The following is a 13,106-nucleotide window of genomic DNA, read 5'->3' as shown; positions in this document are numbered from 1 at the left end:
AAGTCGAGGACTAAGTCCCTCCATACAGGTACGTCGCTAGACACAGAGAAGTTCACTCAAGCGGAAAGTGTCAAACGATAGCGGTTGCGTCAACGTAACTAGTAATACCGACAGGCGAAATGCCTATGAGGTACACCAAGGTGACAACAACGCGTACTTTCCAGACGGGAATTCGCGCAAGTTTGTACCGCGGATCGGCCTAAAGGGGACAGACACGGCTGGGGACGGTGGTGCGGACTACCTGACACGGATGCGATTGCTTGAATAGAGCGTCGTTCAAGTGGGTAATGGCTAAGGATCGACAAGCGGCTGTGCCCTCTCGGGTGTAACTGTCGTGATGGCACGTGGTTGCACCCAACCCTCGGCGCCAATCTTGGGCGGCAGCCGTTCGGTCGGTGCTGCACGCAGACCCCTATGCCAGACCTCGAGCTGAGGGAATTCTACGACAGGACCGGAGCCACCGGACAGCTACCATGGAGCTGCTCCGGAGTGACGCCGAAGCAGCGACTCGAAGCCGATCGGCTCCATGGAACGGGAGTTGGCCTCCCTGAGCAGGGCGGTGCCAAGGGGAGGGCCGCGCAAGCCTGGCCCGTCTGAGCAGGTGGGGCGGCGCGGGGACTACATCGCCTGTGCCTCGAGGGCAGCGACGACATCGTGGCATTCCGAGAAGACAGGCGAGAAGCAAGCTGCGCCGTTCGCAGCGGCAGGCTCGTACTGCCCCACGTTGACAGGTCCCATCAATCGTAACTACAAGATGGAGCCGACTTACAGCCGGGAGTGGTCCCGACTGTAGAGCACGGGAATGGGTCCCGAACAGGGAGGGTCGTATCCGTTGAGCCACGCGCGCGATGATGGGGCATGGGCACGACGCGGCGATCTCACGCGCGAATGTAATCGGACCGGAATCGTGCATATGTGGTTCAACGCGAGTCTGTATTTGACAATGTTTGACCGTCTGTCAGTCTTTGTGCTCCCTTACGCGCCGGACCAAGCAGAGGCATGCGAAGACCAGCGCCAGGACTGTCCACTGAATGCCGCTAGTGCTGAGTATCCCCATCTCAATAGCGGACCGCGACACGACGGCGGCTGCGACACCACGCGCACAGCATCAGCCGCAGTGAGTACGGGTCCAACGCAGCGGAAGAAGTCCTGTCGTGAGTGAGTACTACATAGATGTCGCTCGTGCAGTACAACTGGGCCCTCTACCGCGAGCACGAGCACCTGTCGGTCCCGCGGTCGACGCGCGCCCTGGCCGGCGCGGTGTGGCAGTCGCTGCGCAACTCGCGCATCTAGCGTCGCCGCCCGGTGAGCCCGTCACCAGGGCACGGTCCCGCCGTCGTCGAAGAATCCGCCGGTCGGTCCGTCGTCGGGCAGGGTCGCGAGTCGAAGCGCGATGGCCGCGCCCTGGTGGGCAGTGCGGACGCCCCGGAAGCCGTTGAGGTCGGTGGCGGTGAAGCCGGGGCAGCCGCAGTTGACCAGGATGCCGGCGTCGCGCAGTTCCTTGGCGTACTGGACGGTGACGGCGTTGAGGAAGGTCTTGGACGCCAGGTACGCGGCGGGCACCGGGCCCAGGTCGACGCCGGGGTCGGTCTGCAGCGTGAGCGAGCCGACGCTGCTGGACATGTTCACGATCCGTGGCGACACCGAGCCGCGCAGGAGCGGCAGCATCGCGTTGGTGACGCGGATGACGCCGATCACGTTGGTCTCCACGACGCCCCGTACGGTCGCGGGATCGACCGTGGCGGGCGTCTGCGGCATGCCGCCGGTGATCGCGGCGTTGTTGACCAGGACGTCGAGCCCTCCGGCGCGGTCGGCGATCAGCTCGGCCGCGGCGGCCACGCTCGCGTCGTCCGCCACGTCCAGCGGGACACCGAACGCGTCGGTCCCGGCCGCGCGCAGCTTCTCCACCGCGGTGTCGCGGCGCCGCCCGTCCCGGGCCCCCACGCCGACGCGCCAGCCGAGGGCGCCCAGGCCCGCCGCGATCTCGTACCCGATTCCCTTGTTCGCGCCGGTCACCAGCGCGATCCTCTGTTCACTCATGTCGTCAAGCGTGCTGCGGACTCGGGTGGGACGTCCAAGACCGGCTGGGTGGGCGGCGATACCGCACGGATATCGGCCCTGGTGGGCGCCGGATACGATGACGCGGTGGAGACGCGGGAGTTGCGATACTTCGTCGCCGTCGCGGAGGAGTTGCACTTCGGGCGGGCGGCGCGGCGGCTCGCCATGTCGCAGCCACCGCTGTCGCGGGCGATCCAGCAGCTCGAGCGGCGGCTCGGAGTGGTACTGCTGCACCGCACGGCCCGCGCGGTCGCCTTGACCGAGGCGGGGGCGGTGCTGCTGCGGGAGGCCCGGACGGCGCTCGACGCGGTCGAAGCCGCCGAGCGCCGCACCCGCCGCGCAGCCGCCGAGCAGCCCGGTGTGGTGCTGGCCACGAAGGCCGGAGCGGCCGGCGAACTGCTGTCGAGGCTGCTGGACGCCTACGCCGCCGAGCCCGACGCGGTCGCCGTCGAGGTGATGCTGTGCGGGCCCGGCGAACAGGAACGGCTGCTGCGCGAGGGGCGTGCCGACGTCGCCCTGCTCCAGCGGCCCTTCGACACGACGGCCGGACTCGACACCGAGGACCTGCACACCGAACGGCAGGTCGTGATCCTGCCCGCGGGGCACCCCTTGGCCCACCGCCCCCACCTGTCGACGACCGAGGTCGACACCCTGACGGACCTGCCCCTGCCGCGCTGGCCCCGACGGGACGGCGGCTATCCGGACGGACCCGGCCCGCAGGTGCGCGACCACACCCAGCTGTTCCAGCTGATCGCGCTCGGACGGGCCTGCGCGCTCGTCCCCGAGTCCCTACGAGCCCACCTGCGCGACGATCACGCGGCGGTGCCGGTGCCGGACGCACCGCCCGTCACGACCGTCATCGCCTGGCCACCCCACAGCAGATCCCGGGCCGTCGCCGACCTCGTCCGCATCGCGACGAGCCTCTAGGCCGTGTCTTTCGGATCGTGCCGGGCCGGCGACGAGGTCAGCCGACCGTCCACTTCTGGTTCGCGCCGCCGCCGCAGGTCCACAACTGGAGCCGGGTGCCGTTGGCCGAGCTGTTGCCGGTCGCGTCCAGGCACTTGTTCGCCTGGATGTTCACGATGTCCCGTGCTCCGCTGACGGCCCAGCGCTGGGCCCCGGTGCCGTTGCAGTCCCACAGTTGCACGAGGGTCCCGTCCGCCGTACCCCCGGAGGCCGCGTCGAGGCACTTGCCGAGCGCGCGGATCGTGCCGTCCGAGCCGACCGTCCACTGCTGGGCGGCGGTGCCGTTGCAGTCGTAGAGCTGGATGGGGGTGCCGTTGGCCGTGTTCGCCGCCGCGACGTCCACGCACTTGCCGCCGATGCCCGTGATCCGGGCCCCCGTGCCGGGGGAGTCCCCGGTGGTGACGCGGACGTGGTCCACGACGAGCTGGTTCGGGAAGGCGGTCGAGCCGTCCGGGTCGCCGGGCCAGTAGCCGCCGACGGCCAGGTTGAGGATCAGGAAGAAGGGCTTGTTGAAGACCCAGGCGCGGCCGCCCAGGTCGGCGGGCGTACGGGTCTGGTACACGGTCCCGTCCACGGACCAGGTGATCCGGTCGGGTGCCCAGTCGACGGCGAAGGTGTGGAACGCGTCGGCGAACGCCTGCCCGCCGGGCAGCGTGTAGCCGGCGCCGATGCCGCCGGAGCCCGAGTAGCCCGGGCCGTGCAGGGTGCCGTGCACGGTGGAGGGTTCGAACCCGACGTTCTCCATGACGTCGATCTCGCCCGAGTCGGGCCAGCCGACCTGCCCGATGTCGTTCCCGAGCATCCAGAACGCGGGCCACATGCCCTGGCCGCGGGGCACCTTCATCCGCGCCTCGACCCGCCCGTACTGGGCCGTGAACTTGCCGGAGGTGTTGAGACGCGCCGAGGTGTACTCGCAACGCCCGTACCAGCACTGGTAGTTGCCGGGATTCTCGCGCCGCGCGGTGATGACCAGGTGGCCCTGTCCGTCGAGGGCGGCGTTGGCCGCGCCCGCGGTGTAGTACTGCCGCTCGTGGTTGTTGACGTTGTCGCCCGTCTCGATCTGCCAGCGACCGGCGTTGACGGCGGAACCGGCCGGGCCGTCGAAGTCCTCGTTGAAGGTGACGGCGGCGGCCTGTGCGGCCGGGGCGACACGGGTGCCGCCCTCGACGGCCGGGACCGGGGCCGAGGCGGGGGAGGGGGCGGTGGCGGCGACGCCGAGCAGCAGCGCGGCGCCGGCGAGGGCCGAAAGGGCCTTGCCGAGGCGGTGGCGGGATGGGCGGGAGGAGTGCATGGTCTCTCTTCCGTCAGCGGTGTGGGGGGAGGGTGGCGCGTTCCCGGGGCCTTGCCAACACGTTTATCGCCTGCATGATTTAAGAAGTAAGTTAAGGACCCGTCAAGAGGTCCGGATGTCCGCTGAAGCGCACGTCCGCCGGTGAACTCCCGCCACTGGAGAGGTCATTGCTGTTCGAGGGCTGATGGGGCGGTCGCCGCCGGACGGCCGGGCGGCCGGACGCCGGCGCGCCGAGCGCGGAGTCGCCCGAAGGGCCCCGGCCGGCCCGTGGAGGGCCGGCCGGGGGGCGCGCTCACCTCCTGGGGCACTCCTTCCAGGCGAGGTGGTAGACGGTGTTGATGGAGCCGTCGGTGGAGTCCATCGTCATGTAGCTGGTGGTGGCGGGGTTCGACGTGCCGAGGTTGACGCGAAGCTCGGTGTTGATGTTGAAGTTCCGCTGCACCCCGCACGGCGCCCAGACGAGCTGGGCCCAGTCGGTCTCGTCCGTGGCCTGCCAGTTGTCCTCGTGCGGGCCGCGGAAGGCGTGCGTGCGCGACGCGGTGCTCGGCGAGCCCTGGAAGTAGTACGAGGCCTTCTCGGTGCTGCTCGCCCCCGGCCGGAGGGAGGCGTAGCCGCGGTAGTCGGCGCTGGCGACGGCGTAGGTGAAGCCCTGGGGAACGTGCACGACGAGGCTGAGCTGGCAGTTCTTCCGGGCCGCCGTGGGGGCGGAGTTGCCGCCCACCTGGGCCAGGTACTCGCTGTAGGTGACGGTGAAGGCGGTGTTGTCCTCGGACACGGCGACGGCGGCGGTGCCGAGGGGGCAGCCGGAGCCGTTGACGGTGGCGATGTCGATGACGATCCGGTCCGGGGGCGGGTCGACGATCGACGACGGTGCCGAGTGCGCGGGCATCGCCGAGGCGAACAGTGCGGCGGTCGCCGCTGCGACCAGCAGGCGGATTCTCATGTTCGTTCTCCCATCCAGAGCTTCGATGTCGGGCGGCGCGCGGGCACGCGGCGGCGCGTCCGGGTGAGGAAGGGGCGGTCGCTCGGTGAACCCTCGGCGCGGATGCCCGTCCCGTGGCCTGATGCCGCGGATCGCACGTACGGATCGCGATTCCGGTCGTGCGGAAGGGTGGTGCAGCCGGCAACAGTTGAAGCATCATGGGCATGACAGGTAGCCGCCGACGGTGTCCCCGCCAGTGCGGGCGGGGGTGCTGGAATGCTAGGAGCCCCGACGCCGCGGGGCAGGGGGATGCCCGGCCAAGAATGGCCTCGCGGGAGCCCCCGTTCTGGCTCGGACGCAACGGGTGGCGCCTCTCGGGCCCCACCCCCACCCCACGTCCCACCTGCCACGGCGGCAGAACAGGCGAAGGCGGGGAGACGGGCCACCGGAGGGGGCGGGTGTCGCGCATACCGCCGCCCCAGTCCCCCGGGGCCTCAGGAGTCCGCGCATTGGAGTGGTGCCCAGGCGGGGGAGCGGCGTGGCCCCCGGGTCGCGCTCGGTGCCGGTCCCTAGGGTCGGCGCAGGCACGGCAGAGGGCCGGCCGCCCGGACGCGGTGGGTGAGTGATGAGACGTACGACGATCGGTCCCGGCACGGTGACCTCGCAGCGCCCCGGACGGCCTGCGACGCGCCGATGGGCCCGTCGGCTGGCCGTGGCGGCGGGCCTCCTGGCCCTGTGCGCGCTACCCGCCGGGGCCGCGGACGCGACCGGGACCGGGCCGGGACGCCCGCACCGGCCGACGAGCCTGTACGTGTCCGACTACGGCAACAACCGGGTGGTCGTCCTGCCCACGGACGGCGGCGCTCAGACCACCCTGCCCTTCGAGGACCTCGTACGCCCGACCGGCATGGCGTGGGACTCCGAGGGACGCCTCTACGTCTCGGACACGGGGAACAACCGCGTGGTCGTCCTGGCCGCCGACGGCGGCAGTCAGTCCACCGTCCCGACCGAGGGGCTCTCGCGGCCCCTGGGACTCGCCGTCGCCCGCGACGGGGACCTGCTCGTCGCCGACAGCTTCAACGACAGGGTCGTGAGGATCGCCGCCGGCGGCGGAGGGCAGACGACCGTCCGGACCTCCGGCCTGCTGCACCCCTGGGGCCTCGCAGTGGACGGCGCCGGGAACCTCTTCGTCGCCGACTTCGTGAACGACCGCGTGGTCAGGGTGGCCGCCGACGGCAGCGGCCAGTCCACCGTGCCCACCCTCGGTCTCTCCCAGCCCACGGGCCTCGCCCTGAACTCCGCCGGGGACCTGTACATCGCCGACAGCGGCAACGACCGCGTGGTGAAGGTGGCGTCCGGCGACGGGCGCCAGACGACGGTGGACACCGACGACCTCGCCGACCCGCTGGGTCTCGCACTCGACGGCTGCGGCGGCCTGTACATCGCCGACGGCTTCCACAACCGCGTGGTGCGCGTCCGGGAGACCGGCGGCGGCCAGACCACCGTCCCGTCGACCGGCCTCAACACCCCGACGGGCCTCGCGTTCCCTCCGCTACGGCGATGAGGACGGGGCCCGGTCCGGAACCGACGTGCGACGGAACCCGCGCCGTAATCCCGCCCCGTCGACGAGCCGTGCCACCTCAGCGGAACTCGTGGACGACCCGGATCTCGCCGACGATGTGAGCGTTGAAGTCGTCCAGCTCCTCGGCCGGCACCCACAGCTCCAGGATTGTCCGGCCACCGGCCTGCTGGACGGGGTACCGGCTCAGGAACTCCGACTCGACCTCGAACCGGGTGACGAAGCCGACCCCGCTGTGCTTCACGTTCCAGTCCCTCGCGATCTTGATCGCGTAGTCCTCGTCGAGGACCGGGTAGAAGATCGGCTGCTCGGGAAGCCGAGGCGGCCAAGCACGCCAGTCCAGCTCGCGGACCAGATCGAGCTCCTCGGGGCCGGTGGGGCGCCACAGGGTCGTCGTCGCTCGCCGGTTGGTCATGTGCATCGCTCTCTGAACTCGGGTGGCCGCTGGTGCGGCTGGTCCGAGACCGGACGATACCGGCGCCGGGAACTCGGCGGCCACGCGGTTTCCGTGCCGGGCCGTCGCCGTGACCGGCAGGTACGGGCCGGTGCCGAGCCGAGCCGGGCCGAGCCGAGCCGGGCCGGGCCGGGCCGGGCCGGTGCCGAGCCGAGCCGGGGCCGAGCCGGGCTGATCCCCGTAGCGGGCCCGGCTCCGTGCCACCTGGCCGGCGGTCATCGACGGCGCTCGACTGTGGCCGGCAGGTGGCAAGATCATCTGTGTTGTCCGTCATTCCAAGGGGGAGACCATGACCGAACAGCCGAAGACAGCCCGCCGTGCGCTGCTGACAGGAGCCGTCGCCGGGCTCACGGGGACCGCGCTGATATCCGGTGGCGCCACCGCTGCCGCGGCGACCACGGCCACCGGAACGCCGGACTGGTTCGACGTCAAGGGCCACGGCGCGGTCGGCGACGGCTCCACGGACGACACCGCCGCCGTCCAGCGCGCACTCGACGCGGCGGCCGCGGCCGGAGGAGGCACCGTGTACTTCCCCGCCGGGAAGTACCTGGTCAAGCCCGCGGCCGGGACGCCTGCCCTGGCCGTCAAGGCCGACGGCATCCGCCTGGCCGGCGCCGGAGCGAAGGCCTCCATGCTGGTCAAGGGAGGCGACGGCATCCTGCTGCGGATGTCCGGCACGGGAGCCGCCTACTCCACCGGGTCCACCCACCGCCGCTACTGCTCCGTGGAGAACCTCGGCTTCAACGGCAACGGCAAGACCGGTCTGCTGCTGGAGCTCTACTACAACAACAACTCGTACTTCCGCGATGTGTTCATGACCTCGAACAGGGACATGTGCATCGACGCCGTGGAGTTCTGGGACTCCCGCTTCTACAACCTGGTCATCGAGGACTGCACGGGTACCACCGGCAGCACGACCCAGCCCAACATCTGGCTGCGCAACGCCTCCTCCGCGACCGAGGGCGCCTGGGGCCACAGCAGGGACAACATCAACCAGATCCACTTCATCGGCTGCCGCCTGGAGGCCTTCGGCACCGGCGCGCTCTGGGTCGGCCAGGGAGCCGTCACCACCAACAACCCCAACGGCATCTACATCACCGACTGCAAGTTCGAGACGTCCCGCATGCAGGGCGGCCCGCACCTCAAGACCGACGCGGGCTGCAGGCACGTCTACGCCACCAACATCTACTGCTACGCCGGTGACTTCGCGGCGGGCACCCCGGCGACCGCGCGGAACATCATCAGCTGGGCGGCGAGTGCCGGCGCGCTGGAGAACGTGGTCATCGCCAACCGGGACAAGGCCACCGTCAACGCGGGCGTCGCACTCTACTCGGGCCCGGGCTCCACGGCCGTGCTGCGCAACGTCGTCGGGCTGTACGCCACCGCGCCCACCGGCACCCACATCTACTACGAGCAGTCTTCGACCGGCGACTTCCGGGTGGAGAACAGCTACGGCACGCTCGGCGCCCAGGCGACCGGAACGATCCCCGTCAAGAACGCGCCGAACCCGCCCCTGCGCCTGGTGCCCGGCCCGGTCACCGACGCCTCCTTCACCCGTGCGCCGCTGGACGGCACCATGGCCGTGGACTCCGCGAACAAGCGGCTGTACGTCCGGGTCGGCGGCCACTGGCTCTGGTCGGCGCTCAACGCGTGACCCCGGGACGCGTCCGGGGGGCACGTCAGGGCGGCGGCAGGGGCAGGGGCGAGTAGCCGCCGCCGGTCCGGCGCGGCTACTGTGCGCGGATGTCGTACCGACTCGACGCCGTCGTGGGGGACTTCGACCGGCTGCGTACGTGGGCCGGAGGAGTGCCCGGGGCGGTGGTCGCCCCGCTCCGGCAGCGCCTGGGGCTCCTGCCGCTGTCCGACGCGCTCTGCGAAGACCTGCCGCGCCTGCTCCGCGAGCTCTCGCGGACCGGACCGGTGGCCCACGTGGCGGCGGACTTCTGGGGCGGAGACGGAGAGCAGACCGCCGCCTTGTGGCGCGCGGGCGCGCAGGAATGGGGGCCGGCGCACACCGAGGACTTCAGCGGCCCACGGGAAGGCTGGCCGATCAACGCGGTGCTCGCCCGCCTCGGTGCGGAGCCGGCGGCCCCCGGGGCACCGGAGTACCGCGATCTGTTCGCCGAAGTCGGCCTCGGTGGCGGACGGCACGAGGAGGACTGGCGCCGGGCCGCTCTGGAGGCGCGGGACGCGGCCGACTACGACGAGTGGTACGAGCGGGAGCGGGCCGCGCGCGAGTCGGAGGAACGCGCCGCGGCCGAGAGGGCCGTACTCGAGCGGCTGCGTGGTGTTCCCGTGCCCCTCGACGGCAAGGCGATCATGACCCTGCTGGGCATGCCCGAGGGGCGGACGATAGGGGCGGCCCTTCGCCACCTCCGGCAACTCCGCATCGACCGCGGCCCCCAGACCCGCGAGGAGGCCGAATCCGCACTGCGCGCCTGGGCGGCGGAGCAAGGCCTGCCTTCCGTCCCTGTGGGACGGGCGGGCGAACCGTCCCCGTAGGAGTGGGCCGGCCCCGTGGACTCCTTCGCCCCCTACTGCACGGTGGCCGTCGCGGCCGCCCGGGAGACGAGGTGGCCGTGTGGGACGACATCAAGGCGGTCGCCGCCGACGTCCTCCACCGCCACCGGGCCACGATCACCCACCACCACGCCGTAGGCCGCGACCATCGCCCCACCTCCGACCTCCAGCGCCCGAACCCCTTCGCCTTGCCCCTCCAGGCCACCAAGGACGCCCTGGACCCCCACCACACCCTCAACCCGGGCGTCCTGGTCGACGGACCGGCACGGCCACGCGCCCAAGCCCACCGGCTACCTCTGCGGATCCTCAAATCCCTTGCCCGGAGCGATGCGAGGGCCCGAGCATGATCGTTATGAGTGGACTTCTGAGCTGGGAGAAGAAGACCGACGCCGTTCTCGTCGTCCGGGAGGCGGACGCGATCTCGGCCGCTCTGCGGGACGCGCTGGCCGAAGCCGCGCCCGACGAGCGGCCGGGTCTGGAGCGCGCGCTCGCCCTGGCGGAGGCCGCCGCCGCGGTCCCCGACGCCGTGCGCCGAGCCGAGTGGGTGCGAGGGCGGATCGCCGAGGTCGGGTTCACGGGGGACGTCTCCTCGATCGCGGCGGTCAAGGCGCTGCGCCAGGCGGAACCGAAGCTGAGCCTGCTGGCCGCGGTCCAGCTGCAGAAGGACGCGGTGGCGCACCCTGCCTGACCCCCAAGGCTCGGGGCGACGCCCACGCTCCGCCTTCCTCATGGTGCGGCCGGCCATGGCGGGCTCCTGGGAACGGTGACGCGCGGCCCGTGCCGGCCGGGCCGTGGCCGTGTCGCCGGACTGTCAGACCCCGGACCTAGGCTGTCGCAGGAATCGATCGAGGAGCGGAGCAGTGCGAGTGGAACGTCACCAGGTGGCCGAGGCTGTCGTGTCGGCGGCGCGCGAGGACTTCACGAACCGCATCGGGCGTGAAGTGCACTCCATGTCGAAGGCCGGCCGGATGGCCACCTACGAATGGCAGGCGATCGCGGACGAGTTCCTCGACTACCTGGGCGCTCTCTCCGTCGCCACCCCGGACCTGGACAGCGCGGAGGCCAAGGCCGCTCTCAAGGACGCCTCCGAAGCCGCGGCCGGCGCCGTCGCCTACGCCGCGTACCACCCGCACTGCACCTTCCACGTGTTCCTGGAGTACGTCAACTTCGGCATGAGCTACGACCCGGGTGACGACTCCCCGGCGGAGCGGGTCACACCGGGGGAGTGGACGGACGCGCTGTGCCTGGCGGTCCTCCGGGACAAGGCGCAGTGGCACGGCGAGGCCTTCCACTTCGCCCGGCAGAAGTTCGCCGAGCAGGCGCAGGGCACGCCTGCCGGCGAGCTCGTCACGGGATGGACGGCCGTGGTCCTGGACCACACCGGCGACGACGAGGAGTACCCGCCCGGCGCGCGGGCCAAGCTCGCTGCCGTCGACGGAGCCCTGGACCGCATCCGTACCCGTGCCGCGGAGACCGGTGAGGCCCTCCTGGACCGGCCGGACAGTGTGGCTCTCCACGCGTTGCGCGCCCTGCTCGTCGAGGACCGGGAGGCGTTCGACGCCACGCTCGCCGACCTCCTGACGGCGCATGCCGCCGTGCAGGGCCCGGCGGCCTCACCGAGCACCCTCGTCCCCCTGGTCCCCGTCGCACTGTCCGCGCTCGCGTACCGGACGCTCGGCTGGACGCCGGCCGTCCGCACCGACTACCTCCCGCACGCGCTGGTGACCGGCTTCGAGTCGCAGGGACCGCGCGTCGCGGGGTTCGGCGAGGACCGGCGACCGGACGCCGTCGCCGCGCTCGCCGCGGGCCCGCTGGTGGTGGAGCGGCCGGCCTGCGAGCGGGACGGGATCCAGCGGGTCGGCGCCATGTACGACGCGTACCTCCAGGAGGCGTTCACCGCCGGCGAGGGCAAGCCTCTCGCCGTCGCGCGGCTGAGCAGTGTCATGGACGACCAGAAGCGCCTGTTCCAGTGGCGGGCGGGGAATCCCGGCGACCTTGTGGACGCACAACTCGCCACCCTTCGCCTGGCCTCGCAGATGGGGGCGGCCCTGTTCCGCATCGCGCTGGCGGAGCCGGGCACGGACGTCGAGGTCTCCATCGGCGGGCGCACGCTGCGTTACGCGGCAGAGCGGGGCAGGTCGGCGGGTGCCGGGTACTGGCAGACGGCCGTCGCCTTCGCCCTGATCACCGGCGTACGCGAGGACCTCGCCCCCCTGGTCCTCACGGGACCCACCTTCGCGCACCCGGACGGATCCGCGTTCACCGCGTACCGCGCGGCCCTCCACGCCTATCTGAAGGGCACCGAGCCCGAAGCGGCCGCGCGGCGGGCGCTTCAGGAGGCCGAGAAGGCCAAGGACTGGGGCTTCGCGATGCCACCGGCCGTGCTGCTGTCGCAGCTCGTGGAGGGTGACGAGGAAAGCTTCAACCTCGCCCTGGCGGACGCGCTGGAAACCCACCGCGCCTATTACCAGGTCGCCGACCGCGGCGACGGCCCCGAGGCCTCGGTCAACCTCGACGTCCTCGCCCTGGCGTGCCACGCCCGTCGCCGCGGCTGGAGCATCCGCGTGGAGTCCCCCTACCTGCCGCAGTACCTCCTGCAGGCTGCCGAGCCCCTCTAGAGGTCCCACGAACGCTCCCCTGCCCGGGACCCCGCTGCCGACGGCCCGGCGCCTTCCGTCCCTCTCGGGCTAACCTGGCCACGAGCAAGGGCAGTTCGGGACCGACCGGCTCCGCGGGGGAGCCGAACCAGGAGGACGGATGCTGGCCGAGCAGGTGACGGCCCTCGCCGGGGCGGGCGCGACCGCGCTGATCGGAGCCATGGCCACCGACCTGTGGCAGGGGGCGCGCAGCGGGGCCGTACGGCTCTTCGGGCGGGACGGCGAGGCACGGGGCGACGCGATCGGGGCCCAGCTCGACGAGGACGCGGCGCTGGTCGACCGCGCGGAGCCGGACGCCGCCGCGGACGAGATCCGGGCGGAGCTGCTGCCCGTGTGGCGCCGCCGGTTGATGCTGCTGCTCGACGAGCACCCCGAGTACGAGGCCGACTTGCGCGCGCTGGTCGAGAGCGTGCGCGAAGGGCTGCCCGACGGGCGGCAGGTGTGGACGCAGAACAACACCGCGCGCGACCAGGGCACCCTCTTCGCCGTCCAGGGCGGCAGCCTCCACTACCACGAGGCGAGCGACGGACACGTGCCGCCACCCGAAGACCGGGACGGCCGCGACGGCCGCGGCGGCCGGGACGGGCAAGCCGGGCAGGAGGGCCAAGCCGACCGGGGCGACCGGGCCGACCAGGGCGGCACCGGCGGAGCCCGTTGAG

General features: G+C 71.7%; 11 protein-coding genes and 2 pseudogenes. 9 read left to right on the top strand and 4 right to left on the bottom strand.

What is annotated here, in order from left to right:
* Positions 1 to 1,173: 1,173 nt before the first annotated feature.
* Positions 1,174 to 1,293: pseudogene (locus ABD981_RS11685) on the top strand (glycosyltransferase family 2 protein); the annotation flags it as partial.
* 21 nt (positions 1,294 to 1,314) lie between these two features.
* Here ABD981_RS11685 and ABD981_RS11680 read toward each other — a convergent pair.
* Positions 1,315 to 2,040, bottom strand: coding sequence for an SDR family NAD(P)-dependent oxidoreductase (locus ABD981_RS11680; protein ID WP_046909751.1), 726 nt, complete (start codon positions 2,038 to 2,040; stop codon positions 1,315 to 1,317).
* A 105-nt stretch (positions 2,041 to 2,145) separates the two neighbouring features.
* Here ABD981_RS11680 and ABD981_RS11675 point away from each other — a divergent pair, with 105 nt between their 5' ends.
* Positions 2,146 to 2,985, top strand: coding sequence for a LysR family transcriptional regulator (locus ABD981_RS11675; RefSeq protein ID WP_046909781.1), 840 nt, complete (start codon positions 2,146 to 2,148; stop codon positions 2,983 to 2,985).
* A gap of 37 nt (positions 2,986 to 3,022) precedes the next feature.
* Here the strand turns inward: ABD981_RS11675 and ABD981_RS11670 are convergent, their stop codons facing one another.
* Both ABD981_RS11670 and ABD981_RS11665 read right to left on the bottom strand, forming a co-directional pair.
* The gene (locus tag ABD981_RS11670) at positions 3,023 to 4,315 is read right to left on the bottom strand and encodes a glycoside hydrolase family 16 protein (protein ID WP_046909752.1); all 1,293 of its coding nucleotides are present in this window, start codon (positions 4,313 to 4,315) and stop codon (positions 3,023 to 3,025) included.
* Positions 4,316 to 4,607: 292 nt separating this feature from the next.
* Complete coding sequence (locus tag ABD981_RS11665; RefSeq protein ID WP_046909753.1) at positions 4,608 to 5,258, bottom strand: DUF4360 domain-containing protein; 651 nt, start codon at positions 5,256 to 5,258, stop codon at positions 4,608 to 4,610.
* A gap of 604 nt (positions 5,259 to 5,862) precedes the next feature.
* On the opposite strand from ABD981_RS11665, the gene ABD981_RS11660 reads away from it, so the two are divergent.
* Positions 5,863 to 6,801, top strand: coding sequence for an NHL repeat-containing protein (locus tag ABD981_RS11660; RefSeq protein ID WP_123954810.1), 939 nt, complete (start codon positions 5,863 to 5,865; stop codon positions 6,799 to 6,801).
* Between the two features lie 76 nt (positions 6,802 to 6,877).
* On the opposite strand, the gene ABD981_RS11655 is transcribed toward ABD981_RS11660, so the two are convergent.
* Positions 6,878 to 7,231: a hypothetical protein gene (locus tag ABD981_RS11655; RefSeq protein WP_046909782.1), complete on the bottom strand. Its 354-nt coding sequence runs from the start codon at positions 7,229 to 7,231 to the stop codon at positions 6,878 to 6,880.
* Positions 7,232 to 7,559: 328 nt separating this feature from the next.
* Between ABD981_RS11655 and ABD981_RS11650 the strand changes: the two genes are divergently transcribed.
* From ABD981_RS11650 to ABD981_RS11625, 6 genes and pseudogenes are all read left to right on the top strand, one after another.
* On the top strand, positions 7,560 to 8,924 hold the full coding sequence (locus ABD981_RS11650; protein WP_046909755.1) for a glycosyl hydrolase family 28-related protein: 1,365 nt from the start codon (positions 7,560 to 7,562) through the stop codon (positions 8,922 to 8,924).
* Positions 8,925 to 9,013: 89 nt separating this feature from the next.
* Positions 9,014 to 9,772 carry a hypothetical protein gene (locus ABD981_RS11645; RefSeq protein ID WP_046909756.1) on the top strand — a complete coding sequence of 253 codons (759 nt, stop codon included), beginning with the start codon at positions 9,014 to 9,016 and terminating at the stop codon, positions 9,770 to 9,772.
* Between the two features lie 18 nt (positions 9,773 to 9,790).
* A pseudogene (locus ABD981_RS11640) lies at positions 9,791 to 10,047 on the top strand (FAD-linked oxidase C-terminal domain-containing protein); the annotation flags it as partial.
* A gap of 95 nt (positions 10,048 to 10,142) precedes the next feature.
* On the top strand, positions 10,143 to 10,478 hold the full coding sequence (locus ABD981_RS11635; RefSeq protein WP_046909758.1) for a hypothetical protein: 336 nt from the start codon (positions 10,143 to 10,145) through the stop codon (positions 10,476 to 10,478).
* A 193-nt stretch (positions 10,479 to 10,671) separates the two neighbouring features.
* Positions 10,672 to 12,408 carry an immunity 49 family protein gene (locus tag ABD981_RS11630; protein ID WP_046909783.1) on the top strand — a complete coding sequence of 579 codons (1,737 nt, stop codon included), beginning with the start codon at positions 10,672 to 10,674 and terminating at the stop codon, positions 12,406 to 12,408.
* A gap of 139 nt (positions 12,409 to 12,547) precedes the next feature.
* On the top strand, positions 12,548 to 13,105 hold the full coding sequence (locus ABD981_RS11625) for a hypothetical protein (RefSeq protein ID WP_123954811.1): 558 nt from the start codon (positions 12,548 to 12,550) through the stop codon (positions 13,103 to 13,105).
* The last annotated feature ends 1 nt before the right edge of the window (position 13,106 follow it).

The organism is Streptomyces showdoensis, assembly GCF_039535475.1.
Classification (GTDB): Bacteria; Actinomycetota; Actinomycetes; order Streptomycetales; family Streptomycetaceae; genus Streptomyces; species Streptomyces showdoensis.
The sequence above is the reverse complement of the archived record's forward strand: the minus strand, read 5'-3'. Positions and strand labels throughout refer to the sequence as shown.